The sequence below is a fragment of the Mucilaginibacter sp. MD40 genome, from assembly GCF_002288635.1.
GTDB lineage: Bacteria > Bacteroidota > Bacteroidia > Sphingobacteriales > Sphingobacteriaceae > Mucilaginibacter.
On sequence record NZ_NRSW01000001.1, the window covers coordinates 2,677,952 to 2,700,188 of the forward strand.

At 41.3% G+C, this 22,237-nt stretch carries 28 protein-coding genes; 12 read left to right on the forward strand and 16 right to left on the reverse strand.

The features are described from left to right. Positions 1-10: 10 nt before the first annotated feature. Both CKK33_RS12105 and CKK33_RS12110 read left to right on the forward strand, forming a co-directional pair. Entirely contained in the window at positions 11-961 is a 951-nt protein-coding gene (locus CKK33_RS12105) for an acetylornithine carbamoyltransferase (RefSeq protein ID WP_095704348.1), read from the forward strand. A gap of 56 nt (positions 962-1,017) precedes the next feature. Beyond that, positions 1,018-1,629, forward strand: coding sequence for an FMN-binding negative transcriptional regulator (locus CKK33_RS12110; RefSeq protein ID WP_095704349.1), 612 nt, complete (start codon positions 1,018-1,020; stop codon positions 1,627-1,629). On the opposite strand, the gene CKK33_RS12115 is transcribed toward CKK33_RS12110, so the two are convergent. Together CKK33_RS12115 and CKK33_RS12120 are read right to left on the reverse strand one after the other, a co-directional pair. Further along, positions 1,626-2,876, reverse strand: coding sequence for a sodium:proton antiporter (locus tag CKK33_RS12115; RefSeq protein WP_095704350.1), 1,251 nt, complete (start codon positions 2,874-2,876; stop codon positions 1,626-1,628). The genes CKK33_RS12110 and CKK33_RS12115 overlap by 4 nt on opposite strands. 9 nt (positions 2,877-2,885) lie before the next feature. Then, on the reverse strand, positions 2,886-4,184 hold the full coding sequence (locus tag CKK33_RS12120) for an NAD(P)/FAD-dependent oxidoreductase (protein ID WP_095704351.1): 1,299 nt from the start codon (positions 4,182-4,184) through the stop codon (positions 2,886-2,888). Between the two features lie 163 nt (positions 4,185-4,347). Between CKK33_RS12120 and argB the strand changes: the two genes are divergently transcribed. Genes argB through CKK33_RS12135 form a run of 3 tightly spaced genes read left to right on the forward strand, consistent with a single transcriptional unit; the run spans position 4,348 to position 6,738 of the window. Continuing rightward, on the forward strand, positions 4,348-5,139 hold the full coding sequence (argB, locus tag CKK33_RS12125) for an acetylglutamate kinase (protein WP_095704352.1): 792 nt from the start codon (positions 4,348-4,350) through the stop codon (positions 5,137-5,139). Positions 5,140-5,148: 9 nt separating this feature from the next. Further along, the gene (proC, locus tag CKK33_RS12130; RefSeq protein ID WP_095704353.1) at positions 5,149-5,964 is read left to right on the forward strand and encodes a pyrroline-5-carboxylate reductase; all 816 of its coding nucleotides are present in this window, start codon (positions 5,149-5,151) and stop codon (positions 5,962-5,964) included. Between the two features lie 9 nt (positions 5,965-5,973). Continuing rightward, positions 5,974-6,738, forward strand: a complete 765-nt coding sequence (locus CKK33_RS12135) for a GDSL-type esterase/lipase family protein (RefSeq protein ID WP_095704354.1) — start codon at positions 5,974-5,976, stop codon at positions 6,736-6,738. Here CKK33_RS12135 and CKK33_RS12140 read toward each other — a convergent pair. Both CKK33_RS12140 and CKK33_RS12145 read right to left on the reverse strand, forming a co-directional pair. Further along, complete coding sequence (locus tag CKK33_RS12140) at positions 6,735-6,917, reverse strand: hypothetical protein (protein WP_233138204.1); 183 nt, start codon at positions 6,915-6,917, stop codon at positions 6,735-6,737. The two genes, CKK33_RS12135 and CKK33_RS12140, sit on opposite strands and share 4 nt — an antisense overlap. A 104-nt stretch (positions 6,918-7,021) precedes the next feature. Then, positions 7,022-7,216, reverse strand: a complete 195-nt coding sequence (locus tag CKK33_RS12145; protein ID WP_095704356.1) for a cold-shock protein — start codon at positions 7,214-7,216, stop codon at positions 7,022-7,024. 260 nt (positions 7,217-7,476) lie between these two features. Here CKK33_RS12145 and CKK33_RS19815 point away from each other — a divergent pair, with 260 nt between their 5' ends. Next, positions 7,477-7,605, forward strand: coding sequence for a hypothetical protein (locus CKK33_RS19815; protein ID WP_255404597.1), 129 nt, complete (start codon positions 7,477-7,479; stop codon positions 7,603-7,605). Position 7,606: 1 nt separating this feature from the next. Further along, positions 7,607-7,930 carry a hypothetical protein gene (locus tag CKK33_RS12150; RefSeq protein WP_095704357.1) on the forward strand — a complete coding sequence of 108 codons (324 nt, stop codon included), beginning with the start codon at positions 7,607-7,609 and terminating at the stop codon, positions 7,928-7,930. On the opposite strand, the gene CKK33_RS12155 is transcribed toward CKK33_RS12150, so the two are convergent. The 5 genes from CKK33_RS12155 to CKK33_RS12175 form a co-directional block, all read right to left on the reverse strand. Then, entirely contained in the window at positions 7,931-9,280 is a 1,350-nt protein-coding gene (locus CKK33_RS12155; protein WP_095704358.1) for a PhoH family protein, read from the reverse strand. An 83-nt stretch (positions 9,281-9,363) separates the two neighbouring features. Next, entirely contained in the window at positions 9,364-9,750 is a 387-nt protein-coding gene (locus CKK33_RS12160) for a hypothetical protein (protein ID WP_095704359.1), read from the reverse strand. 271 nt (positions 9,751-10,021) lie between these two features. Further along, entirely contained in the window at positions 10,022-10,159 is a 138-nt protein-coding gene (locus CKK33_RS19530; protein ID WP_158223432.1) for a hypothetical protein, read from the reverse strand. Positions 10,160-10,575: 416 nt separating this feature from the next. Beyond that, positions 10,576-11,334 (reverse strand): TIGR03915 family putative DNA repair protein, encoded by a 759-nt coding sequence (locus CKK33_RS12170; protein ID WP_095704361.1) that lies wholly within the window; start codon positions 11,332-11,334, stop codon positions 10,576-10,578. Further along, positions 11,334-12,620: a putative DNA modification/repair radical SAM protein gene (locus CKK33_RS12175; protein WP_233138205.1), complete on the reverse strand. Its 1,287-nt coding sequence runs from the start codon at positions 12,618-12,620 to the stop codon at positions 11,334-11,336. Before CKK33_RS12175 ends, CKK33_RS12170 begins: the two co-directional genes overlap by 1 nt. A gap of 91 nt (positions 12,621-12,711) precedes the next feature. Here CKK33_RS12175 and CKK33_RS12180 point away from each other — a divergent pair, with 91 nt between their 5' ends. Together CKK33_RS12180 and CKK33_RS12185 are read left to right on the forward strand one after the other, a co-directional pair. Then, on the forward strand, positions 12,712-13,068 hold the full coding sequence (locus CKK33_RS12180; protein ID WP_095704363.1) for a DUF3140 domain-containing protein: 357 nt from the start codon (positions 12,712-12,714) through the stop codon (positions 13,066-13,068). A 46-nt stretch (positions 13,069-13,114) separates the two neighbouring features. Next, positions 13,115-13,393, forward strand: coding sequence for a UBP-type zinc finger domain-containing protein (locus CKK33_RS12185; RefSeq protein WP_095704364.1), 279 nt, complete (start codon positions 13,115-13,117; stop codon positions 13,391-13,393). A 106-nt stretch (positions 13,394-13,499) separates the two neighbouring features. On the opposite strand, the gene bioB is transcribed toward CKK33_RS12185, so the two are convergent. The 5 genes from bioB to ribD all read right to left on the reverse strand — a co-directional run bounded on the left by bioB (position 13,500) and on the right by ribD (position 18,613). Then, a complete protein-coding gene (bioB, locus tag CKK33_RS12190) occupies positions 13,500-14,516 on the reverse strand; it encodes a biotin synthase BioB (RefSeq protein WP_095704365.1) in 1,017 nt (338 codons plus the stop codon). Between the two features lie 118 nt (positions 14,517-14,634). Beyond that, positions 14,635-15,984: a magnesium transporter gene (gene mgtE / locus CKK33_RS12195; RefSeq protein ID WP_095704366.1), complete on the reverse strand. Its 1,350-nt coding sequence runs from the start codon at positions 15,982-15,984 to the stop codon at positions 14,635-14,637. Positions 15,985-16,060: 76 nt separating this feature from the next. Then, the gene (locus CKK33_RS12200) at positions 16,061-16,675 is read right to left on the reverse strand and encodes a YigZ family protein (RefSeq protein WP_095704367.1); all 615 of its coding nucleotides are present in this window, start codon (positions 16,673-16,675) and stop codon (positions 16,061-16,063) included. Continuing rightward, positions 16,675-17,553, reverse strand: coding sequence for a DMT family transporter (locus CKK33_RS12205; protein ID WP_095704368.1), 879 nt, complete (start codon positions 17,551-17,553; stop codon positions 16,675-16,677). Before CKK33_RS12205 ends, CKK33_RS12200 begins: the two co-directional genes overlap by 1 nt. Before the next feature lie 10 nt (positions 17,554-17,563). Then, complete coding sequence (gene ribD / locus CKK33_RS12210; RefSeq protein WP_095704369.1) at positions 17,564-18,613, reverse strand: bifunctional diaminohydroxyphosphoribosylaminopyrimidine deaminase/5-amino-6-(5-phosphoribosylamino)uracil reductase RibD; 1,050 nt, start codon at positions 18,611-18,613, stop codon at positions 17,564-17,566. 33 nt (positions 18,614-18,646) lie between these two features. Between ribD and prmC the strand changes: the two genes are divergently transcribed. Continuing rightward, positions 18,647-19,516, forward strand: coding sequence for a peptide chain release factor N(5)-glutamine methyltransferase (gene prmC / locus CKK33_RS12215; RefSeq protein ID WP_158223433.1), 870 nt, complete (start codon positions 18,647-18,649; stop codon positions 19,514-19,516). Position 19,517: 1 nt separating this feature from the next. Here the strand turns inward: prmC and CKK33_RS12220 are convergent, their stop codons facing one another. Further along, positions 19,518-20,423: a site-specific tyrosine recombinase gene (locus CKK33_RS12220; RefSeq protein ID WP_095704371.1), complete on the reverse strand. Its 906-nt coding sequence runs from the start codon at positions 20,421-20,423 to the stop codon at positions 19,518-19,520. Between the two features lie 41 nt (positions 20,424-20,464). Here CKK33_RS12220 and aroQ point away from each other — a divergent pair, with 41 nt between their 5' ends. Both aroQ and CKK33_RS12230 read left to right on the forward strand, forming a co-directional pair. Next, entirely contained in the window at positions 20,465-20,884 is a 420-nt protein-coding gene (aroQ, locus tag CKK33_RS12225) for a type II 3-dehydroquinate dehydratase (RefSeq protein ID WP_095704372.1), read from the forward strand. 36 nt (positions 20,885-20,920) lie between these two features. Continuing rightward, positions 20,921-21,169, forward strand: coding sequence for a hypothetical protein (locus CKK33_RS12230; RefSeq protein ID WP_095704373.1), 249 nt, complete (start codon positions 20,921-20,923; stop codon positions 21,167-21,169). A 244-nt stretch (positions 21,170-21,413) separates the two neighbouring features. Here CKK33_RS12230 and CKK33_RS12235 read toward each other — a convergent pair whose 3' ends face one another. Continuing rightward, complete coding sequence (locus tag CKK33_RS12235) at positions 21,414-22,103, reverse strand: Sir2 family NAD-dependent protein deacetylase (protein ID WP_095704374.1); 690 nt, start codon at positions 22,101-22,103, stop codon at positions 21,414-21,416. Positions 22,104-22,237: the final 134 nt, after the last annotated feature.

Genomic DNA, 22,237 nt, shown 5'->3' on the forward strand with positions numbered 1-22,237 from the left:
AACGAGGCTCATGAAACTATTTTCTTCTGTAAACGATGTTACTGACGTGCCGGCATTGGTTGCCCAGGCTTTAGCAGCAAAAAAGGATCCTTTTGCCAACAATCATTTGGGTAAAAACAAAACTATTAGTTTGGTTTTCCTTAACCCAAGCTTGCGTACCCGCATGAGCACCCAAAAGGCAGCCATGAACTTGGGTATGAATGTGATAGTGCTAAACATCGATAAAGAAGGATGGGCTTTAGAATTGCGCGATAACGTGATTATGAACGGCACCACCGTAGAGCACATCCGCGAGGCAGCAGCTGTAATGGGCGAATATTCTGACATCATTGGTGTACGTTCTTTCCCGGGCTTAAAAGACCGTGAAGAGGATTACAGCGAAAGTATATTTAATAAGTTTGTTGAGTTTTGTAAAGTGCCGGTAGTAAGCCTGGAGTCGGCTACACGCCATCCATTACAAAGCCTTGCCGATCTGGTTACGATAGAAGAATTAAAAACCAAGGCCCGCCCAAAAGTTGTGTTGACATGGGCCCCGCATATTAAAGCACTTCCGCAGGCCGTACCCAACTCGTTTGCAGAATGGATGTGTAAGGCAGATGTTGATTTTGTGATCACCCATCCCGAAGGATATGCCCTTTCAGAGCAATTCACTAATGGGGCAACCATCACCTGTAACCAGGATGAGGCTTTGAAAGACGCCGACTTTATTTACGTAAAAAACTGGTCGGCTTATGAGCCTTACGGTGCGGTAACCGAAGGTAACGAAGATTGGATGCTAACCAATGCTAAACTGAATGCGTTTGCGCCGGATGCCAAAATAATGCATTGCCTGCCCGTACGCCGTGATCTGGAATTATCTTCCGATATCTTAGACGGCCCGCGTTCGGTAGTTATACATGAAGCAGGTAACCGCGTTTGGGCTGCCCAGGCAGTTTTAAAACAGATGCTGGAAGCTTTATAATAAGCGTTCACAGGTGTCTTGATTCCTGACTCTTGATTTCCTGATTCCCTGCAAACATGTACACACCTAAACCCTTTCAAGTAACTGACCAACAACAGGCTATCAGCTTCATGCAGAAGTTTAGCTTTGCCTCAATGATTACGGTGTTAAACGGTTTGCCTGAGGCAACACATCTGCCTTTTGTGGTTGAACAGCGTGGTAATGACGTAGTACTGCTGTCCCATTTCGCCAGGGCAAACCCACAGGTGAATGTAATTGAGCAGGAGACGTCTTTAGTAATATTCACCGAACCTCATGCCTATATTTCGCCAAAGAATTATGAGAAAGATACTAATGTACCTACCTGGAACTATATAACCATACATGCCTATGGTAAGGCCACACTGGTAAAAGAAGAATCGGCTGTGAGTGCCTTACTTTCCAAAACCATCGGCATTTACGAGCAGGATTATTTAAAACAGTGGAATAGACTGCCGGACGATTACAGGAGCAAGATGATGAATGGCATTGTAGCATTCGAACTTTTAATTACCGATCTGCAAGCGAAATTTAAGCTTAGCCAAAACCGTAGTGAAGCAGAGCAAAATAACATCATCAACAACCTCAGCAACTCTTCTACAGCTAATGAGAAAGAAATCGCAGCTTATATGCAGCAATTAAAACACTAACTCTGTGGGTTGTTTTTGTATATGGCGTTGATAACCTTGTTAAGCGTTAACCCCTGCACAATGATAGAGAATATCACAATAAAATAAGTTCCTGCGAGTATATAGTGCCTGTAGTTTGATGCAGGTAAAGAAAGCGCTAATGCTATTGATATGCCCCCTCGTAAACCTGCCCAGGTTAATATATTTATACTGCCGTAATTTACATTAAGGCTTCTGCGTAAGAAGGTAAGTGGTAGCATAATGCTTCCCCACCGGGCTATTAATATCAAGGCAATGCCTATTGCGCCCGATAGCCAGTAATGCTGCAAAAACGGAAAGTTAACCATCTGTAAGCCTATCATTACAAAAAGCATCGTGTTAAGCAATTCGTCAATCAAGGTCCAAAATTTCTCAAGCGCCTGATGTGAGCGGTCATTTTTATCAACGTTGATGGATCGCCCGCCGGCAAATAAACCTGCAGTAACAACTGCCAGCGGGATAGATAAATGCAGGTAAGTGGCCACTAAAGAGTTGCCCATTACCAGCGCAAAAGACACCAGCACTACGGTTTGAAAATCATCTACCGTTTTCATTAGCCTGTGCGCGAAAAAACCGGTTACAGCTCCCAAAGCAATACCTCCGAATACCTCCTGCACAAACAATAACACCGCTTTACCAAAATCTACATTGTCTATGCCCGACTGGGTGATCTCTAATAAAGTAATAAATAGTACCAGCCCAATGCCATCATTGAATAATGATTCGCCGGATATGATGGTTTCCAGGTTACTGGGTAGCTTTGAGCCTGTAATAATGGCACTTACAGCCACCGGATCGGTAGGCGAAATAAGCGCGCCAAACAACAAGCAATATATGTATGGTATATCAATCTTGAGCAGATGAGTAATGAAGTAAAGCAACGAGCCAAATATTGCTGTTGATATAATAACACCTATGGTGCTCAACATAAAAACAGGCCTCATCTCCTTTTTTAACCGCTTTTTATCCAGATTAAAGGCACTTGCAAACAACAAAAAGCCAAGCATAATATTAAGCACCGTTCTGGAAAAATTGATACTCTTAGCCAGTATGGTAAGGTAATCGGCAATTTTAGGATCCAACTTATCTATTATAATGGTGATAATTGACCCAGCAATAGCCAAAGACATAATGCCAATAGTGCCCGGCAATTTAAGCCAGCGTGCGTTGATGTAAGAATACAGCGCACTTAATATAACCAGTAATGCGATTATCAGGAATAGGTGCATGAGTATTTATTAATATGATACAGGATCAACCGTCATGGTATCTGTTTTAAAATATCTGATAATTAATCTGTTATCACTGTTACGTGTAAAATAGTTGATGGCCCAGTTTAAAAAAACAACAGCCTTGTTACTAAAACCCGCTAATGACAATAAATGCACAAACATCCACAATAACCACGCGAAAAATCCCTGAAACTTAAATTTCTTGATATCAGCTACAGCCTTGTTACGGCCTATGGTAGCCATAGTACCCAGATCATAGTAAACAAAAGGTGTTGTAGGCCTGCCTTCAACAATATTTCGCAGATTCTTTGCCAGATGTTTACCCTGCTGCAAAGCCACCTGTGCCACCCCAGGGTAACCAGCAGGGTTGGCCTCACTTTGTACAGCAGATACATCGCCTATGGCAAAAACATTACTGTATCCTTTTACACGGTTGATGTCATCTGTAATTAATCTGCCGCCTTTGGCAACAACTTCTTCAGGCATACCGCCGGGCACCTCCCCCTTCACTCCTGCTGCCCACAACACATTACGGGTTTGAATTACCTTCCCATCGTCAATTTTTAAAACCAAGCCATTATAACTTGATACATGCACACCGTTATATATCACCACATCCATCTCTTTTAAAAACTTCTTAGCTTTTAAAGAAGCCTGCGAAGACATGGCCGCCAATAACTCAGGCTTACCTTCTACCAGATAAACCTTCATATCGGCATTGCAAAGACCGGGATAATCCTTACATAATATAAATTTGCGCAACTCCGATATGGCACCGGCAAGTTCAACTCCGGTTGGGCCACCGCCAACAATTACAAATGTGAGCAAGGCATCCCGTTCGGCCTTGTCTGTGGTAACCAACGCTTTTTCGAGGTTTTGCAGCATTAAACTACGGATATTAAGCGCCTCCGCAATGTTTTTCATTGGCATGGCATAATGCTCCAACTCCTGGTTGCCAAAAAAATTGGTGTTAGCTCCGGTAGCAATTACCAGGTAGTCGTAAGTGTAATTTCCTGCGGTGGTTATAACAGTGTTGGTTGCAGTATCTATGTTGTCTACGTTGGCTAAATGGAAGGTGAAATTTTTTTGCTTGCTAAATATACGCCTGATAGGAAAACCAATAGAATCCGCCTCAATGGCACCAGTTGCCACCTGGTATAGTAGTGGCTGAAAGGTGTGATAATTGTGCTTATCCAAAAGAAGAACCTCAACGGGGGCATTCTTTAGTTTTTTAGCTAACTGTACACCTCCAAATCCCCCGCCTATTATAATTACCCTTGGTTTTTTGTTATCCTGTTTATTCATAATTGCAATGGTGTTGTGCGACTAAGCTACAAACCTTGATGCATATTGCTAACATGATAAGCAGTTATGTGTTTTAAATGAAGCTATTTTTACAATTGCAGGTAAATTATTCAAACAAACATAAAATAGCTATTATTGCTACCGGACTTATATAGTAACATATATGCAAACGGTACACGTAATTAAAATTGGTGGTAACGTCATTGATAACTCTGAAAATCTGCACAGGTTTTTAAAGGATTTTACCGCACTTGATGGTCATAAAATACTGGTGCATGGTGGTGGTAAGGTTGCTACGCAGATCTCTGAAAGCATGGGTATTGAAGCCAAGATGATTGACGGACGCCGCATAACCGATATTGATACCCTACGCATCGTCACGATGGTTTACGGTGGTTTGATCAATAAGAATATTGTGGCCCAGTTACAGCGATATGGTAACAACGCCATAGGCCTAACCGGTGCCGATGGTAACATGATACACGCCGAAAAGCGTCCGGTAAAAACTATTGATTATGGTTTTGTAGGGGATCTTAAAGAAGACTCAGTAGATGCAGAAAATATTGGCAAATTGCTTGAAGGGGGCTTCACCCCTGTTTTCTGTGCGCTAACGCATGATGGCGAGGGGCAGTTACTCAACACCAATGCAGATACCATTGCATCCGCGTTGGCCGTGGCACTTTCTGATAGATATGAGACTACCTTGATCTATTGTTTTGAGAAGAAAGGCGTGCTGCATGATATTAATGATGAAGATTCTTTAATAAGAGAGATCAACCCCGAACGCTACCACAAACTAAAAGAAGAACAGGTAATACATAGCGGAATGATCCCGAAGTTGGATAACGCCTTTGCTGCTATATCATGCGGGGTTAAAGCAGTGGTGATTGGTCATTCTGATGATTTGGGTCAATTGAAAGGTAAGCAAGCCTTCGGTACACGTTTAAGCGAATAAAAAGAAAACATGGAAACGAAACAACACATAGCCATATTAGGCAGCGGTAATATTGGTTTGGCTTTAGCCAAGGGGTTAGTGAAGGCTGGCATTTTTTCGCCGTCGCAAATTACACTGACTCGCCGTAATGTGGCAGCTTTAGATAATTTGGCCGCGGAAGGCTACAACGTTACAGCGAACAATGCCGAGGCAGTAACTAAGGCGAATATTGTTGTATTGGCTATTTTGCCACAGCAACTCAATAAGCTGCTTGATGAGATAAAACCAGCGGTTAGCCATACTAAGCATTTACTTATTTCTGTGGTATCTGGTGTAAGCTGCCAGGATATTCGTGATCAATTAGCGGTCGATGTTGAGGTGATACGCGCCATGCCAAATACGGCTATAGCAATAGGCCATAGTATGACATGCATTGCAACTGATACGGCCTCGCCTGAAAATATCAGCTTGGTGAAATCGCTTTTTGATACGGTAGGTGTTAGCATACAGATCAACGAGGAGTTAATGACTTCTGCAACAGCCTTGTGTGCCTGCGGTATCGCCTTCTTCCTGCGTTCAATACGTGCTGCCTCTCAAGGTGGCACAGAGATTGGTTTTCATGCGCATGATGCGCTTAAAATGGCGGCACAGACGGCCAAAGGTGCCGCCGACCTGCTGTTGCAATTATCATCGCACCCGGAGCAGGAAATTGACAAGGTTACTTCTCCAAAGGGTTGCACCATAGCCGGGCTAAACGAGATGGAGCACAATGGCTTTAGTTCAGCACTAATAAAAGGTATTAAAACATCAGCCGAGAAAGCGGGTGCGCTTTATAAAAGTGAATAACGTATCATCATGAAAAAGCACTTTAAAAGAGCAGCGATTGCAATATTTTCTTTGGGTTTATTGGCCTTTACCATAGCCAAACCACTTAAAGTAAACATTGTGTTTATCGGTGATAGTATTACCTACGGCCAAAACAAGCCAGACTTACAGCCGTCAGTTTATGCGTTGACATCTTTAAAAGAGAAATTTAAATCCACTCAATTCGTAGAGGCCAACCGTGGCGTTAGCGGATATACTACCAAAAACTTTTTACCGGGAGAGCCCGACTTTGAAAAAGTATTGAAAGATGCGGATACTTTTTACAGTGACAGTTCTGCACAGTTGATCTTCTCTGTCATGCTTGGCACTAATGATAGCGCGATAAATGGCCCTTATGGCGCTCCTGCCTCGACTGAGCAATATCGCAACAACCTGAAAAGCACTGCCGATAGCCTTTTGAAACGTTATCCCAAAAGCAAAATCATTTTCAACTACCCTATTTATTACAGCCCTAACACCTACAATGGCGCTATGTATTTGCAGGCAGGCTTAAATCGTTTACAGAGCTACTTCCCTCAAATAAATGCTTTGGTACAGGATTACCGTACCTCCAAGCCTGGACAAGTATATTCGGGCTACAAAAATGGCTTTGGTGATTTTAAGAAAAATTATCTGCAGCTTTTTATCCCTGAGCAAGGCCATCAGGGAATATTTTACCTGCATCCCAACAAAAATGGCGCTAAGCTACTGGGACAAAATTGGGGAAATGCTTTAGCTAAGGTTATCGATAATTAATTCTTTTTATCTTCATCCCGAGAAGCTTGTTTTTGAGTCGGTGGTGTAGATGTAAGATTGCCAAATTCATCAACGTAAGCAATTTCTTCCGCACTGCTACCACTCTCTTTGCGCTCTTGCTTGCGCTGGGCTTTATCTTCTTTTTTTTTCTGGCGATTTTTTTCGAGTTGTTTCTTCATGAATGTTGCCTGTGATTTAGCCATATTTTATTTACCGGATTTTAATTAAACAAAAAGCACCTGCCGGTTAGGCAGGTGCTACGATGAAATTTTATAGTGATTTTTTAAATTACTTTTACATTTACCGCTGTAAGGCCTTTTTTGCCTTCTTCTACATCAAACGTTACTTTATCGTTTTCACGAATTTCGTCAATGAGGCCAGTTGAGTGTACAAAAACATCGCTTCTGCTTTCACTCTGAGAAATAAATCCAAAACCTTTTGTGGTATTGAAAAACTTTACTGTTCCTTCTTTTTGCATTATTTGTTTTATTTAAGCACGCAAGGTAATCAATTAAATCAAATTTTACTTAAAATAAAAATATTTAACGATATTTTAAATGATGTTTGAAACTATAGCGCTGTATGGTAGCGAGTTAACAGGACGGATAAGCTATAAAATTAAAAAAGCACTGATTTTCAATATATAAAGGTTACCTTTAAAAACCTCCTTAAGGCATTCTGCTACAAAAAGAAAGCGGCTGAAGTATTTTTTGCCGTTGAAAATTTAACTTATATATAATGAGTAAAGAGAAAAAAAGTTCAAGAGAGAACAAAAAAGCGCCGTCTGTTAATGTCAATAAAAAGCAGTCTGATTATCAGTCGGGCAAAAATTCGGTATCGGCAGTTTTACCTGTTAAAAAGAAATAACATGACTGATAAAGATATAAAATTTGAAACCAGCAGGTATTTATATGACCTGGCAAATCTTGCAAAAGAACATGGCTTTAAACCTGAGGAGAACTGGGAATTAAGCATGCAAAGCATGGTAGGCAAAACCAGGATCCAGCGTGATTTTTACCCGAATAACGTGGCAAAAATTTCGCCGGATATAATGCTGCAGGTAATGCACTCGATAAAAACTAAGCTGAATTTGCCATTGACCCAGGAAGAGGAAGCAGCGAATAAACAAACCATTAAATTAGATGAGTTGCAATATTTGGTTGCTTATAATCCTAAGCGCCCGCGTAATTAATTACAAAAGGTCGTTGGCGAGGTTGGCAAGTTCGCTGCGTTCGCCTTTTTGCAAGGTAATGTGTGCATAAAGCGGATGGCCTTTTGCTTTGTCAATCAGGTACGATAAACCGTTACTTTCGGCATCAAGGTATGGCGTATCTATCTGGTATATATCACCGGTAAATATAAATTTGCTATTCTCACCAGCTCTTGAGATAATGGTTTTTACTTCGTGCGGCGTAAGGTTCTGGGCCTCATCTACAATAAAAAAGATCTTACTTAGCGTACGCCCGCGAATGAACGCCAGCGGGGTGATCGAGATCTTATCATTCGTAACCAGTTCATCTAACTTAGCCTGCATCTTGGCGTCATCAACAAACTGGTCTTTTATAAATTTCAAATTATCCCATATAGGTGCCATGTAGGGGTCTATTTTTGATGATACATCTCCTGGCAAAAAGCCAATATCTCTATTACTTAGCGGAATAGTTGGGCGGGTAACAAATATTTGCCGGTAATTTTTACGCTGCTCTAAAGCGCTGGCAAGCGCCAGCAATGTTTTTCCGGTACCTGCGTTACCTTGTATGGTAACCAGTTTGATGTCCGGATGAAGCAAAGCATGAATAGCAAACGCCTGCTCCAGGTTTCGGGGCGCTATGTTCAATACAGGCTGCTCTTCAACTTTTTCTAAAAGCTTTGTTTGGGAATTATAAAATGCAGCCGTTGTATTATTTTTTCCATTCAGGATAACAAAGTGATTACCCGCTTCGTGGGGGATATTTACGGCATCCGCCGGGATGGATTCAGACTTGTTAAGCTTACTTAAAACTTTTTCTGTAACCTTGTTAAGCGTGGTTTTTCCACTGTATAGCTCTTCCAGGTTTTTGACTTTACCCGTTTCGTAATCTTCAGCGAACAGATTTAGCGCCTTTGCCTTTAGGCGTAAGCATATATCTTTTGATACCAGAATAACCTTACGGTCGGGATGCTCAAACTGAACGCCTAAGGCGGCATTAAGTATACGATGATCGGTTTTATCCGAACCGAATACCAGTTCGGCATCGGCACTGGCGTTTGTGGTATCCAGTACAACCTTAAACTGACCCCTGCTCTTACCGCTAAGCGGCAGCCATTGGTTGATAAGGCGACTTTTTGCCAGGTCATCCATGATGCGAATAAAACTACGTGCCTCAAAATTGCGTGTATCATTACCGCTTTTCATGTTGTCCAATTCTTCCAATACCTGTATAGGAATGGCAACATCATGCTCCTGAAAATTTTCGAAGGCGTTGTGATCGTAGAGGATAACTGAGGTATCCAGCACAAATATTTTCTTTTTTCCGTCTGTTTTTCCTGTAGATTCCTTCATACTGACAAAATAGGAATTTGATTTAGGATGTGACAGCAAATGTTGAAAACGATACGATTGTTAGAAAGGCACTAAGCTTCGTATCAGCTTAATGGCTTATTTGACCATTTACCCAATTCACGAAAAATCGAAAGATGTTCAGGCTTAATTAATTTCCTGGCCTCACGGGCATTAACGTTATCGTCGTCAAGATCGAGACGCTTTAAGAAAGTAACGTGTAGTGCATTATTTATGTCGCTATTAACTTTACCCAATACCGCTTCAAAGAATTCAAAAACTCTCCTTACCTCGTCTAAACGACCTGCTGAAATACAGTTATTGGCATACTTGGTGAAAAATTTCACTTGAAGAGTTATCAACCCCTCATAATCTTCATCAAGAACATCGTCTTTTACCGCCGGGAACTGCTCAACCAGTAATTGCAGAAATTCTTGAGTAGATAGTTGAGTTTGATAAATTTTAAATTTCATTTAAGTGTTAAAATCATATAAAATGGAAAACGGAAGCCTCTCTTGCGAAACGACTTCCGTTTTTCCTTCCCTCACATTGGCCGTAGCCCTTGTGAAGCATCAAGTTTTGTGTGATCTTTAACCGACCCGCTCTCCTCGTTGTTATGCTGCGAACGCTGATCTATCTTTTATTCTCTGCGAGTAATGACGGATCAATTTGTTGGTACGTATACAATGCCCATTGTCTGTTACCTTGCGGAGGCGGCTATATCATACCCTGCCAAACCTGAACTTATTCCTGCTCTTGCGAGCATGGTAGCTTTAATGTTTGCGGATACTGATCTGCCTTTCCTCCCGATGGAAAGTCGACACTGTCATCGTTCCGTGCAACACTGATCATCTTCTTCTGTAGTGAATACCGATTTCTCATTGTTACGCTAACGCCGATTCCTGCTGCGATCATTATTTAAGCCCTATCTTTCCGTAGAATTATCTGGCTTATTAATAATACCCCGCTAATTACCTTCCGGGTAAAGTGCCGTAGCACTTTGCTCCTTTTTCGTAATTCAGGCACGCCCCTGATCTTTAGTTCGCCCGAAAGTTCACCCGATTCAGTTTGTGTTATCCTGTGAGGCTGTCAAAGTACGTCGTTCTTGATAATTACAATATCGGGACTTTTTAATATACATGTCAAGTGTTTATTTCAAACACTTTATTAACATTTATTTGATAGTTATCAACATGGTATTTAGTTCAACAAACGTGATTGTGCAAGCTTTTTAACATTTACGGTTGTTAACATAAAGGCTGCATTTTAAGTCATTAAGTATTTCTAAAAGCTAAGCCCTATATTTTTTCTGTCAAATGTTTCCAGTATCTCTTGGGAATATGCCTCACATGCAGCTTGGTATTTTTGCGTGAAGCGATGTTAACGCTCTTAAAGTAGTTTTTCCAAAGATGCTGGTACATATTTTCGTCTTCAGTATAGGCAGCAACAATATCAGTCTGTCGGTTACTTTCAGCAAAATCGAGCGTAATAAACTGCGTATCATGCAGATCGTAGTAAATGCCATATTTACGGCGAAGATCATAAATCATCCACTTCATGTCCGCATACCGGCTTTTGAAATGTTTGATCAATAAGGGCAGCACATTAAAATCCGGCTCAATTGCAGCATAGAACAAACCATCGCGCAGTTTCTGAAAACGGATAAATGCTTCCATACGATGTTTCTCGCGCCTCACCATACGCACTATTTCTGATATGCGCATCACATATTTATTTCCGTAATCCTCTTCAATATTTTCAGGAGAATCAATTGCGTAGCGGATAAAGCCAAGTAGGTTATTATCTTCCCCCGGTATTTCTGCCAAATGAGCGGCATATAGCCGCTGAACGCCAAGTGTAGATAATTTTAGTTTTAATAATTTAAGCACGCGGGCAGCACGGGTTTGATCTGTAACAACGTGCAACTTTTCGTCAAATAATGTTCCCTCCAAATATTCGCCCTGATGTAATTTCACATTGCCTAATTTATGCGCGTAAACATCAAATACAGCCGTTAGCAGCCCTTCAAATGTTCCATCGTAAATTAGAGTGGTCATCAGAACAGATTTAATTGAGTTGGAACATTCTTATTGTACTTACTATGCGAAGTAGCTAATATAAATTGTTTGATGGCACTGCCTGTTAAATCCCTCCGCTCAAATTCTTTGCTTTGGCAGGTAATAAAATATTTGGCCCGGTTAACACTCACCCCCATCCTTTTCAAATGCTCCCAGTTAAGTTTTCCAAACTTACGTGCACTAACAATTTTCTGGGCCGATAATATACCAATACCGGGCACACGTAAAATCATTTTCAGATCGGCCCGATTAACATCCACCGGGAATTCATGCATGTTTCTGATAGCCCAGCTTAGTTTAGGATCAATATCCAGATCAAGGTGCGGCTGCTGATTGTTTACGATCTCGCTTACATGAAAGCCATAATTACGCATCAGCCAATCGGCCTGGTAAAGCCGGTTTTCGCGCACCATGGGTACACTGGTATTAAGTGCGGGCAATCGGCTGTCTTCCAGCACGGGTACATAGCCTGAATAGTATACCCGCCGCAGTTTAAAACTTTTATAAAAATAATTGGCTGAGTGCAGTATCTGGTTATCATCCTCGGGCGTGGCACCAATAATTACCTGTGTACTCTGGCCAGCGGGTGCAAACATGGGAGCTTTTTTAAAAAGTTTCTTTTCTTCGGTGTGTTGGATGATAGCGTTTTTTAGGTAGCTCATTGGTTTGATCATATCCTGATGGCTTTTATCGGGCGCCAACAATTTTAAACCAGCCTCAGTGGGCATTTCTAAATTAACACTTAACCTATCGGCATAAAGCCCTGCTTCGTTCATCAGTTCATCGCTGGCTCCGGGGATAGATTTAAGATGGATGTAACCATGAAAATTATGCTCCAGTCTGAGTTTCTTTGCTACACGAACTAAACGCTCCATAGTAAAATCGGCATCCTTAAATATACCTGAGCTTAGAAACAATCCTTCTATGTAATTGCGGCGGTAAAAGTTGATGGTAAGATCAACCACCTCCTGCACCGTAAAGGCTGCACGCTGTATATCATTACTCTTGCGTGAAACACAATAAGCACAATCGAAAATGCAATGATTAGTAAGCAGGATCTTTAACAGCGAAACGCAACGGCCATCCTCTGTGTAGGAATGGCAAATGCCATTGCTGGCGTTACCAAGACCTTTGTTTTCGTTTTTACGTTTACTGCCGCTACTTGCGCACGATACATCATATTTAGCTGCATCAGCTAAAATATTCAGTTTTTCGGTTATCCTGTCTGCATCCATACAATTCAAAAATACTAATATTTTTAGCATTTATGTCTTAATGAAAAAAAATTTCAATTCCTTTTAGGAATATCTACCTAACGATGGTATGATGTTAGTTACCGGTTAGATAAACATTGCCATGAATACCTCAGAAAAACAAGACAAGCAAAAAAGAAAGAATGAAAAGGCCTATAAAGAATTTAAGGATGCTGTGAACATGAGCGCTTCTGCTCTTGAGAAGTGGTTAAAAACGGAAGAATCAAAAAAAGTGGGATGGGATAGCGGCGATGGTGAATCGATAGGTCATAAATCTGGTGAGCGTATTATCGATATCCTTCACAAAAAGAAGAGCGAGTTAACTGCAGCAGATTATAAACACATGGCAAAAGTGCATGGATATGTTTCACGTCATTTAGCGCAGAAACCAAAAGACGCCAAAGATTCTAACTGGGATTATTCTTTAAAGAATTGGGGACACGATTTTTCTAAAAAGTAAGGCTCAAATAATTGAGCTTTGTTATCTTTAAAAAAACATTACCTGTATGCCAGAGTTAGATCCCGGCTTTTGTCAGCACCTGCAAGCCATCACACAAATAAAATTAAGCGATGAACATGTTTGCGAAGAATGTATTAAACAAGGTACAACCTGGTTTCACTTACGAACCTGCCAAACTTGTGGCGCTACGCTTTGTTGCGACCAATCACCGGAGCAACATATGACCAAGCATTATAATGCAAGCAACCACCCTGTTATTGCCTCTGCGCAACCCGGCGAACGATGGCTTTGGTGCTACCCTGATGAGCAGTTTGTAGAATATTAATGATATATTTTAGTTTAATGAGTAGTGCGGCATTTTATAGCACAAACATGAAACAAATAAGGCACTTGCGTATGCAAGGGCCTTATTTTGTATATCTACTAAATGATTAAAACACTTCGTTAATACTCATTTCGCGCAACTCTTTGGGCTCATTAGGCCGGCCATTCTTGAATGCCTGGCGAGGTTTTAAGCCTAACAGCTCAAACATGAACATGTCCTCATCAAATGTAGGGTTTGGCGTGGTCAATAACTTTTCACCGGCGAATATGGAATTGGCACCAGCCATAAAACATAGTGCCTGCTCAACAGTGCTCATTTCAGTACGGCCAGCTGATAACCTTACTACGGTTTTAGGCATGATAATACGCGTAGTAGCGATCATCCTCACCATATCCCAAACAGATACACGGGGTTGCTCTGCTAATGGCGTGCCTTTAACAGGCACCAAAGCATTGATCGGTACTGATTCCGGATGTTTGGGCAGATTTGAAAGCGTTTTAAGCATAGATATCCTGTCGGCAGTAGTTTCGCCTAAACCGATGATACCACCGCTGCAAACTGATATTTTTGCTTTACGCACATGTTCAAGCGTAGTTAAACGATCATCATAAGTACGGGTGGTAATAATACGCTTGTAATCATCTTCTGAAGTATCCAGGTTATGGTTATAAGCATATAAACCGGCATCGGCCAATCGCTGCGCCTGGTTTTCGGTAAGCATACCTAAAGTACAGCATACTTCCATATCCAGTTCGTTTACGGCTTTCACCATATCCAGTACTTTGTCAAAGTCGCGATTATCGCGCACTTCGCGCCATGCTGCACCCATACATAACCTTGATGCACCACCGTCCTTAGCGCGTTTGGCAGCAGCTACAACCTCTTCTTTAGGCATTAGCGCATGTACATCAACACCGGTACTGTACCGCGCGGCCTGCGGGCAATAAGCGCAATCCTCGGGGCAGCCGCCTGTTTTTATCGAGATCAGTGAACTGATCTGTACCTCGGAATAGTCTTTATTCTCGCGGTGAATAGTCGCCGCACGATAAATCAGGTCTAATAAAGGTGAGTGGTATATTTTTGAGATCTCTTCCTGGGTCCAGTCGTATCTTACTTCAGTCATATAAATTACGTTAACGTTAATTAATGTTGAACTATCGTTTGAAGTGCAAATATTGAAAGATTATTTGCTATTTCCATTACATGGAGGCTTGTTTGATAAAAACCACTGATTATCAATATTATAATAATAGCTTAGTAGCCAACCATAAGGGCAGGAAAAAACCAATACAATCTGTAAACGTGGTGATGATAATTGATGATGCCACGGCAGGATCAATCCCCACGCGTTTTAAAATCAATGGTATTCCCGCACCGGTAATGCCCGCGATAACCAGATTACCGGTCATAGCTAAAAACAACACCACCCCTAACATCGGGTTAGCATCATAAAAATAGGCTACTGCAAAAACTATGAGCCCGTTACAGGCACCATTAATTAAACCTACCAAAGATTCCTTTAAAATAGTGTCATAAGCTTGCCTGTCTGTAAGGTCACTTAATGATATACGGCGCACGGTAACCGCAAGCGCCTGGGTTGCGGTATTCCCTCCCATTCCGGCAATAATGGTCATGTAAGCAGATATAATGGCAAGGGTTTGTACAGTCGCATCGAAGTTACGAATGATGGATGCGGCAAGAAAAGCGGTTGCCAGGTTAATTACCAGCCAAGGCAGGCGGCTTTTAACAGCGGCTTGCCAGTTACCGCTCAGTTCCTCATCCTCAGACACACCGGAAATTTTCAAGATATCCTCAGTATTCTCCTCCTCCATTACGTCAATGATATCATCAACCGTAATGCGGCCCAGCAACTTCATATGATCATCAACCACTGGTATACTTGTAAGGTTATACTGTGATATCAGCTTAGCCACTTCCTCCTGGTCAAGGTCGGCTTTTACAAAAACAGGGTCATGCTTATAAATATCACGCACCCGCATTTCGGCACGGGCCTTTATCAGGTCTTTTATGGAAACGATGCCCTGCAATGTTTTATGCTCATCAACCACGTAGATAGTATAAAACTCCTCCATCTCCTCAGATTGCCGGATGATCTCATCGAGCGCCTCTTTTTTATCGTGCCCGATATTCACACAGATCACCTGCGAATTCATGATACCACCTGCAGTATCTTCGTCGTAATTTAAAAGAGCGCGTATACTGGTCGCGTCTTCCTGGTCTATTTCCTGTAGTATCTCCTGTTGGTCTTCTTCATCTAACTGGCTGATGATATCTGTAGCCACGTCATAATCCAATTCTTCAACAATCTCCGAACGCTTTTCAGGATCAAGGTTAACCAGCAGCTCTTCCGGGTGACTTTCTTCCGTCATCTCGGTGATCACGTCAGACGCTTCTTCGGCGGGCAGGATATTGATAATGCGTTCACGCGCCTCCTGGGGAAGGCGTTCAAATAGAATAGCGATCTCCGAGGCGTGATACTCTTTCAGAACACGCTCTAATTCAGCATCATCACCCTCAAGCGCGGCTTTAATGCGCAGCAGGTCTGATTTATCTATTTCAAATGATTGCATATGCTGGCAATTTAGGGATTTTTATGCGGAAAAGGCGCCTCAAGAGATGCAATTTTCGGTTAGATTTAGCTTAATGTCATCCGCTGTAATCATATTTGATTTTGATACCACTAAGCTTATTGAGCCTGCTCATCACTACCTCCACCTGTGTTTTACGAACAGAAAAACGAATAGCACAATTTAGTTCCGAACGTTGATCTAAAACCTGCAATTGTTCTTCTTTAATAATGCGCATCACATCGTTCATTTGAGGATAATCAAAAGTAATATTATATATATCGTTGATGGTTTTCTCAATTACCGTTGCTTCTAAAAGCACCATCTCTGTAGCGGTCTTATAGGCATTTATTAACCCAGGCACGCCTAAAAGCGTACCGCCGAAATAGCGAACTACAATTACCAGTGTATTGGTAATATCTTTAGATAACAAAGTATTTAATATCGGCCGGCCGGCCGTACCTGAAGGCTCCCCATCATCATTTATTCTGAACACAGATCTGTCGATACCCAGGCGCATAGCCCAGCAGTGATGATTAGCCTTGGGGTGTTCGGATCTAAGTTTTATTAAAATGGGCTTTATATCTGCTTCGCCTGCTATAGGATAAGCGAAGGCCAGGAATTTACTACCCCTATCACGAAAGATCGCTTCCGCAGGAGCAGATATGGTTTTATAAGTATCGTCAAAAAGCATTACCAGTGTAGTATATTCACGATGGTGATCATCGTGATAGAAATTATAGCCAAAGCCAGGCCCAGTTTATTGAGTTTACTTAAACGTTCATGAAAGGCCACCATACCAACAACGGCACCGAGTGTGATAACGCCTATATTCATAGCAGAAAAAACAAGCGATGGACTTGTAGAAAGCGCTTTGTGCGCTTTTAAATAGAACAATATATTCCCAAAGTTGGCTACACCTAAAATCCATCCGAATATGATATGTGCCCAATGAATGCGCGTTTTATGTACGAATACCTTTACCAGCAAACTAACGAATGATATAGCAAAAGCAAGGATATAAATAAAGAAAAGTGACGTTGTATAAGACACAGCAGTGTAAGATGCCACCTTTTTAAAGGAAATATCAATAGCGCCAAAACCTAAAAATACCAGTAGCAAATATATCCAGGCGTTGCTTACTACTTTGCGATTGGCTGTTTGCTTTTGCCAGGGAATAGAACAAAGTATAGCGGCAAAACCTATAACGAAACAAGCCAGTCTTGCCAGGTTAAAACTATCTCCAAATAACAGGAAAGCGGCAAAAAGCGAAATGAATAATGATAGCCTTTGTGCTACATCTGTACGGACAATGCCCGCGACACGTACCGAAGCAGCCATGATCCAAAATATAAGCGGCAGCAGTATACCAACAACTAAATACAGCCAAATAGGTAACTGGCTAAAAGCTACCTGCTTCACATCAGGTTTAAAAAACCACCAGGTTAACAGCATAGCCATGGAGTAATTCCAAACAATGGCTTGAAAAACATCTATTTGGTAGCGCCTTGCCAGTTTTAGCAAAACCGAAACAATAACACTACAGCAAATACTCAGAAAAACGTATAACATTTAATTTAAATTAATGTGGGTTTGTCCAGATCTGCAACCGGTCGTTTCCAACAACATAGTTATCTGTATTTATGTCGGTTATAAATGGAGACCTGATGCCATTATTTAACACGGATGTACCTGTAAAAATACGCGCTTCGTCCCATAACCCGGCATCAATAAAATGCTGCAAAGTTGTGGCTCCCCCTTCTATGATAACAGATTGTATATCCTGCAGGTACAATTGATACATGACGTATTGCGGCACATAGTAATCAAAACTTTCCAGTTGGATGTATTTAACATTTCCTTCTATAGCAAACTTCTTTTCGTTAAAAACAATGGTTTCCACTGTATTATCGAACACATTTAACGATGTATCAAGTTCCAGGTTTCTGTCAATCACTATCCTCTTCGGGGATCTTCCGGCGGCATACCTCACGTTAAGCAGAGGGTTATCTGCCACTACTGTGTTCTTCCCTACCAATATTGCATCTTCTTCTGAGCGCCATTGGTGTACTAATTTACGGCTTTCTGCACCGGTTATCCAATATTGAGAGCCATCTGCCGGGGCAAAAAAACCATCAGTGGTTTGCGCCCACTTAAGTATAATATATGGCCTTTGTTTTTGTACTCGGGTAAAAAAGCGCTTGTTCATGGCAAGGCATTCAGCTTCGAGCAAACCTACTGTTACCTTTATACCTGCATGCTTTAATTTTTCAATCCCTTTACCGTCAACCAACGGGAACGGATCGCGGCAGCCCACTACTACATGTGGTATTTGATGCTTAATGATCAAGTCGGCACAGGGAGGTGTTTTACCATGATGAGCGCAGGGTTCGAGCGATACGTAGATGGTAGACTTTTTTAACAGATCAGTATAATTAACATAGTTGTCTGTCACCATTTTAACAGCGTTTACCTCCGCATGGGCTTCACCATATTTTTGATGGTAACCTTCGCCTATTATCCTGTCTTCATAAACAATAACAGCTCCTACCATTGGGTTGGGGCTTACCTTGCCGGCACCTAAAGCTGCCAGTTCCAGGCAGCGCTGCATATATATTTCCGGTAACGCCATTGTGCAAAAGTAGCTTTTATGTTACTTTGTTGTATGAAAACTATTAAGGATGTAATACTGTCCTTTAAAAACAATCTTCAAAATCTTTATTCGTCTAACGAAGCGATAGCCATTGCCATGCTGGTTTTAGAAAACATGACCGGTATGCAGCGGTCGCGCCTTAAAGCTTTTGAACAAGACGAACTGAGCGGAGAAATATTAGAGAAGATCCACCCCATACTCGAAGAGTTAAAAACAGGTAAACCGGTACAATATATTTTAGGGACCGCGGAATTTTACGGCCTGAGCTTTTTGGTTAATCCGGCTACACTTATACCAAGACCCGAAACCGAAGAATTGGTAGAATGGATATTAGCCAATAAAAAATCAAAAGCACAACAACCCATTTCCGTACTTGATATAGGAACAGGCACCGGATGCATAGCCATATCGCTTAAAAAGCATTTAAACAATGCCCGGTTAAGCGCTATTGACATATCAGAACACGCCCTGAATACTGCCCGCAAAAACGCTACACTTAACCAGGTTGATGTCAGCTTTATTCAGGGAGATATATTAAACATTAAACAAGATTATGAGCTTTCAGGTAGCCAATTTGATATTATTGTAAGTAATCCACCCTATGTTACCGGCACAGATAAAATACTTATGCATAGCAACGTATTAAATTTTGAGCCTCATACAGCTTTATTTGTAACAGATGATGAACCGCTGCTGTTTTATAAAGCGATCGTCCGGGTCGCGTTGAATAGCTTAAAGATAGGCGGTGAATTATATTTTGAAATTAACGAAGCTTTTGGCAAAGAGATGGTTGATCTTTTAACCAATAATTACTTTAAAGACATAGAGTTGAAGAAAGACCTTACCGACCGGGACAGGATGATTAAAGCAGTAAAGTTTTAATTTAGCTACGCGGATGATGGGCTATAATTGTGCTCATTAAAAACTCCTTGTCCAGATGCGTGTAAATTTCGGTAGTAGTAATACTCTCATGCCCCAGCATTTCCTGAACAGCACGCAAGTCGGCCCCGCCTTCCACCAAATGTGTGGCGAAAGAATGGCGAAAAGTGTGCGGACTGATCTTTTGCTTTAAACCAATAACCTGGGCCAGTTCTTTTATCATCAGGAAAACATATACACGCGTTAACCTACGGCCCCTTCGGTTTAAGAAAACTATATCTTCTTCACCTTTCTGAACCGGCACATGCACACGCAGTTGTTCTATCCATATTCTCAAAGCCTTTATAGCCTGTCCTCCAATGGGCACCAAACGCTGCTTATTACCTTTCCCGGTAACTTTAATAAACTCATCATCCTTATCGAGTGATAAGTTTGACAAGCGCAGTTCCGTTAATTCTGACACGCGTAACCCGCAACTATACATTACTTCAAGCATGGCTTTATTTCTGCCGCCCTCCGGTTTTGACAAGTCGATGGCTCCAATAAGAGCATTAATATCTTCTATGCTTAATGTATCGGGAAGTTTGCGCTGGATCTTCGGTACTTCCAACAGTTCAGAGGGGTCGGTGGATATTATATCGTCAAGCAATAAACATTTATAAAAAGCTTTAACACCTGAGATAATTCTGGACTGTGTTGAGGGCACCATACCTAATTCGCTTACCCAGTTTATAAACTCACGCAAATCTCCAAGGGTAAACTTATCAGGTGCCAGCCCTTCTTTACAGGCAATCGCAAACTGATAAAGCTTATTAATATCTCGTATATATGCTTCTACAGAATTGCCGGAAAGCATTCTTTCGATTTTAAGATAAGTATTAAATAATTTTATCGCCGGCGACCACTCCAATTGATTTTAATTTTAACGATTTATAAACTAAGTTTGAGCTAATGAATATACAAATTATTAACGGGCCAAATTTAAACCTTCTTGGCGTTCGCGAAAAGTCTATTTACGGAAATACCGACTTTGAAAGTTATTTGAGCGAATTAAAGGCTCATTTTAAGAATATTGATATCGCTTACTTCCAAAGCAATGTTGAGGGCGAGATCATCAATAAAATTCACGAAGTAGGCTTTACTTATGACGGTATCGTACTAAATGCCGGAGCCTATACCCACACATCTATAGCCATTGCAGACGCTATTGCTGCCATTAAAACACCGGTTATAGAAGTGCATATTTCCAATGTATATAAGCGTGAAGAATTCAGGCACCATTCTAGGTTAGCAGCCAGTTGCAAAGGGGTTATAGCCGGCTTTGGCATGCACTCTTACCGATTGGGTATTGAAAGCCTGCTGATAAGTTAAGATCCTAAAAATATTCTTTAAAAAGCACCTATAGAAATGAGAGTAATAGCAGAACTACCCCATCCTGATTTTAAAATCACCATTATGAGTATGAACCAAAAATTCATTGTAAAGATGGAACAGGGTACACTTGAGCAAACCTACAAAGTGCCCGAGATGGACCTGACCGATGGCGTAAACTCTGTATTTGAAATACTCGATGAGGCTTTTCTTACCAAGGTTGCAGCACGCTTTACCGAAATGGGGACAGACTATCACGAGGCTTATTATAGATATAACTATTAATTGAGATTGGAATTAATAAATATCTGTATTATAATAACTTATAAAATTAAAAAGCATGCGGCCAAATTAAATTTGGCAGCCTATTAAGTATAATACGAATGAATCATAAAAATTGATTCTCAATTACATTATGAATTATAATTTAAATAAAACATTTATTAAACTGAATATCAATAGTTTAAGCATTTAATAAATTCTATACCGAATTTAATTTGGCATAAAATTACTCACTAAAAAGCCAAATTTAGCTTTCATTAGCCAACAACTCCTCTACCAGCATGGACACGCCAATGGTTGCATTAAAGGGCATTTCCACAATTGACCGATTAGCGACTGTTGGGATATTAGGGTCGATGATATATTTGATTACCGTTCGGGGTACATAGTTGATCAGTCCGGCCGCAGGATAAACGGCCAGCGAAGTACCAACTAAAATAAATATATCCGCTTGAGAGCAAAGTGCCGCTGCAGGCTCAATCATGGGTACAGCCTCGCCAAACCAAACCACATGCGCTCGTAACTGTGAACCCAACTCGCAAGTCTCCCCCATTTTTATCTCCCAGCCGTCAATAGGGTAAGTAAGCCGCGGGTTAATGCTGCTTTGCGACCGGGTGATAATACCATGCAAATGCATCACATTTTTAGACCCGGCACGTTCATGCAGGTCGTCGATATTTTGTGTGATGATCTGCACATCATATTTATCCTGCAATTGCGCTAAAGCAAAATGCGCAGCATTTGGCTCAGCCTCCAAAACAGATTTGCGACGCTCGTCGTAAAACTGCTGCACCAGTTCCGGGTTACGTGTCCACGCTTCGGGTGTAGCTACATCCTCAACATTGTAACCTTCCCACAATCCATCGCTATCCCTAAACGTTTTCAAGCCGCTCTCAGCGCTTATTCCGGCTCCTGTGAGCACCACTACTCTTTTCATAAATTAAGTTGTCTGAACCCGAATTTAGAGAATTAAAAGAATCCAGTAAAAGAGTGATCAATTTTACTGATTAAGTGAGTTTTTCGAATTTGAACTCATAAAAAAAGCGGTTAGTTGCCTAACCGCTTTTTGAT

Excerpts from the sequence above, each read along its gene's own strand:
- argB (WP_095704352.1), top strand. The coding sequence starts at position 4,348 with ATGCAAACGGTACACGTAATTAAAATTGGTGGTAACGTCATTGATAAC.
- bioB (WP_095704365.1), bottom strand. The coding sequence starts at position 14,516 with ATGACTGAAGTAAGATACGACTGGACCCAGGAAGAGATCTCAAAAATA.
- CKK33_RS12120 (WP_095704351.1), bottom strand. The coding sequence starts at position 4,184 with ATGAATAAACAGGATAACAAAAAACCAAGGGTAATTATAATAGGCGGG.
- ribD (WP_095704369.1), bottom strand. The coding sequence starts at position 18,613 with ATGGCGTTACCGGAAATATATATGCAGCGCTGCCTGGAACTGGCAGCT.
- aroQ (WP_095704372.1), top strand. The coding sequence starts at position 20,465 with ATGAATATACAAATTATTAACGGGCCAAATTTAAACCTTCTTGGCGTT.
- CKK33_RS12135 (WP_095704354.1), top strand. The coding sequence starts at position 5,974 with ATGAAAAAGCACTTTAAAAGAGCAGCGATTGCAATATTTTCTTTGGGT.
- CKK33_RS12110 (WP_095704349.1), top strand. The coding sequence starts at position 1,018 with ATGTACACACCTAAACCCTTTCAAGTAACTGACCAACAACAGGCTATC.
- prmC (WP_158223433.1), top strand. The coding sequence starts at position 18,647 with ATGAAAACTATTAAGGATGTAATACTGTCCTTTAAAAACAATCTTCAA.
- CKK33_RS12235 (WP_095704374.1), bottom strand. The coding sequence starts at position 22,103 with ATGAAAAGAGTAGTGGTGCTCACAGGAGCCGGAATAAGCGCTGAGAGC.
- mgtE (WP_095704366.1), bottom strand. The coding sequence starts at position 15,984 with ATGCAATCATTTGAAATAGATAAATCAGACCTGCTGCGCATTAAAGCC.
- CKK33_RS19815 (WP_255404597.1), top strand. The coding sequence starts at position 7,477 with ATGAGTAAAGAGAAAAAAAGTTCAAGAGAGAACAAAAAAGCGCCGTCT.
- CKK33_RS12150 (WP_095704357.1), top strand. The coding sequence starts at position 7,607 with ATGACTGATAAAGATATAAAATTTGAAACCAGCAGGTATTTATATGAC.
- CKK33_RS12175 (WP_233138205.1), bottom strand. The coding sequence starts at position 12,620 with ATGCTAAAAATATTAGTATTTTTGAATTGTATGGATGCAGACAGGATA.
- CKK33_RS12200 (WP_095704367.1), bottom strand. The coding sequence starts at position 16,675 with ATGCTTTTTGACGATACTTATAAAACCATATCTGCTCCTGCGGAAGCG.
- CKK33_RS12160 (WP_095704359.1), bottom strand. The coding sequence starts at position 9,750 with ATGAAATTTAAAATTTATCAAACTCAACTATCTACTCAAGAATTTCTG.
- CKK33_RS12140 (WP_233138204.1), bottom strand. The coding sequence starts at position 6,917 with ATGAAGAAACAACTCGAAAAAAATCGCCAGAAAAAAAAAGAAGATAAA.
- CKK33_RS12145 (WP_095704356.1), bottom strand. The coding sequence starts at position 7,216 with ATGCAAAAAGAAGGAACAGTAAAGTTTTTCAATACCACAAAAGGTTTT.
- proC (WP_095704353.1), top strand. The coding sequence starts at position 5,149 with ATGGAAACGAAACAACACATAGCCATATTAGGCAGCGGTAATATTGGT.
- CKK33_RS12180 (WP_095704363.1), top strand. The coding sequence starts at position 12,712 with ATGAATACCTCAGAAAAACAAGACAAGCAAAAAAGAAAGAATGAAAAG.
- CKK33_RS12170 (WP_095704361.1), bottom strand. The coding sequence starts at position 11,334 with ATGACCACTCTAATTTACGATGGAACATTTGAAGGGCTGCTAACGGCT.
- CKK33_RS12105 (WP_095704348.1), top strand. The coding sequence starts at position 11 with ATGAAACTATTTTCTTCTGTAAACGATGTTACTGACGTGCCGGCATTG.
- CKK33_RS19530 (WP_158223432.1), bottom strand. The coding sequence starts at position 10,159 with ATGAGAAATCGGTATTCACTACAGAAGAAGATGATCAGTGTTGCACGG.
- CKK33_RS12115 (WP_095704350.1), bottom strand. The coding sequence starts at position 2,876 with ATGCACCTATTCCTGATAATCGCATTACTGGTTATATTAAGTGCGCTG.
- CKK33_RS12185 (WP_095704364.1), top strand. The coding sequence starts at position 13,115 with ATGCCAGAGTTAGATCCCGGCTTTTGTCAGCACCTGCAAGCCATCACA.
- CKK33_RS12155 (WP_095704358.1), bottom strand. The coding sequence starts at position 9,280 with ATGAAGGAATCTACAGGAAAAACAGACGGAAAAAAGAAAATATTTGTG.
- CKK33_RS12205 (WP_095704368.1), bottom strand. The coding sequence starts at position 17,553 with ATGTTATACGTTTTTCTGAGTATTTGCTGTAGTGTTATTGTTTCGGTT.
- CKK33_RS12230 (WP_095704373.1), top strand. The coding sequence starts at position 20,921 with ATGAGAGTAATAGCAGAACTACCCCATCCTGATTTTAAAATCACCATT.